The sequence below is a fragment of the Oleiphilus sp. HI0128 genome (genome assembly GCF_001635365.1).
Genome location: NZ_LWGG01001396.1, coordinates 1 through 1,054, shown reverse-complemented (window position 1 = coordinate 1,054; position 1,054 = coordinate 1). Strand labels below are relative to the sequence as shown.

Here is a 1,054-nt window from a genome sequence, read left to right as displayed (position 1 = left end):
ATAATTTTTTGTTAATACCGGACTCAATCGCATACTTTTTAATTCGATGCCAGAATGTTTGCCTTGTCATTTGCTGTGATCGAGAACTTGGGAAGATGACGTGACACCCAGATGAGCCCGCTAGCTCTGGCCTGGCTTTCGACAAGTATTCGTCCAGCCAATCCAAGGTCGGCTCCCCCACAGGAACCAAACGCTCCTTACCACCCTTTCCAAATAAACGAATTAAGCCTTGCTGGACATTTAGTTGCTCAAAATTCAGGGATACCAATTCTGACACCCTTAGGCCGGAGCCATACATAACCTCTAACATTGCCCTATCACGCAAGCCAAGCACCTCAGAAACGTCCGGAGCCGCCAATAACTTCTCAACCTCTGCTTCAGTAAGAGAACTGGGCAGCATACGCGGCAACTTGGGGTTATCTATATTGAGTGTTGGGTCTATGGCGATTATGTTTTCGCGCACTAGAAAGCGGTAGAAGCGCCTTAAACAGGATAATAAGCGTGAACTGGACGAAGACTTAAGCCCTCTTTCCAAGCAGTCCGATAGATAATCATAGATATCACTTTCGCCAGCCTGATGTAGCTCTAAAGTGCGCTTTTTATGGAGCCACGAAGCAAATTGCTTTAAATCGGATCGGTAAGCAGACAAGCTATTGTCACTTAGCCCATTCTCTAGCCACAAAGTGTCAAGAAAACGCTCTGTATACGTCATCACCCATTCACCACCAAGGAGAAAGCAAAAAAGGCAAGCGCCCTAAAGCCACTTGCCTTTTTTAAAAGATAAATTAAGCAGTATTAAAACTTAGCTCAACTTCTCTTTAATTCGAGCAGCCTTACCACTTAGCTCACGCAAGTAGTACAACTTAGCCTGACGAACATCACCACGACGCTTAACTTCGATGCTATCAACCTGCTTACTGAAAGTCTGGAATGTTCTCTCAACACCAACACCGTAAGAAATCTTACGAACCGTGAAAGAAGAGTTAAGACCACGGTTGCGCTTAGCGATAACAACACCTTCATAGGCCTGTAGACGCTCACGGTTACCTTCTTT

Annotated in this window: 2 protein-coding genes; both read right to left on the bottom strand. The window is 45.2% G+C overall.

Annotated elements, in window-relative coordinates; translation table 11 throughout:
- A partial coding sequence (locus A3763_RS22915; RefSeq protein ID WP_068760594.1) for a tyrosine-type recombinase/integrase occupies positions 1 to 712 on the bottom strand: 712 nt, incomplete at its 3' end.
- A 90-nt stretch (positions 713 to 802) separates the two neighbouring features.
- Positions 803 to 1,054, bottom strand: a 252-nt coding sequence (gene rplS, locus A3763_RS22910) for a 50S ribosomal protein L19 (RefSeq protein WP_068760592.1), incomplete at its 5' end; no start/stop codon positions are given.